The 469-nt window shown below is 48.2% G+C and carries 1 tRNA gene and 1 rRNA gene; both read right to left on the reverse strand.

The annotated features are described in order from the left end of the window. Positions 1-105, reverse strand: a 23S ribosomal RNA gene (locus JHD59_RS22150); the annotation flags it as partial. Positions 106-369: 264 nt separating this feature from the next. Beyond that, positions 370-445: transfer RNA gene (locus tag JHD59_RS22155), tRNA-Ala, on the reverse strand. Positions 446-469: the final 24 nt, after the last annotated feature.

The following is a 469-nucleotide window of genomic DNA, read 5'->3' on the forward strand; positions in this document are numbered from 1 at the left end:
GATCAAAGCTCTATTGCCAGCTCCCCCGCGCTTTTCGCAGGCTTACACGTCCTTCATCGCCTGTGATCGCCAAGGCATCCACCAGATGCACTTAGTCGCTTGACCCTATCATTTCAGTAACCTAAATCACCAAAACAACAGAGAGTGTTTGTGCGACGACTACACCGCCCCTTTTGATATGGCGACGCAGCCTTAGATACAATCAAATACCCAAGATGACGATTCAGCCAATATGAAGAGTTAACTCCATATTATTTGTCTCGCCGTCTTATATATTCGGCTTCTTCAGTTTGTTAAAGATCGGGCGTTTCAAACTACAACGCAAACAGAATCCAACTCTTTCGAGTTCGCTTTTGTTTGCACTGTAAGTGGTGGAGGATGACGGGATCGAACCGACGACCCCCTGCTTGCAAAGCAGGTGCTCTCCCAACTGAGCTAATCCCCCGCTAAACCCGAAATACCGCGTTGC

It is taken from the genome of Chromobacterium sp. ASV23 (assembly GCF_016428945.1).
GTDB classification, from domain to species: Bacteria; Pseudomonadota; Gammaproteobacteria; order Burkholderiales; family Chromobacteriaceae; genus Chromobacterium; species Chromobacterium sinusclupearum.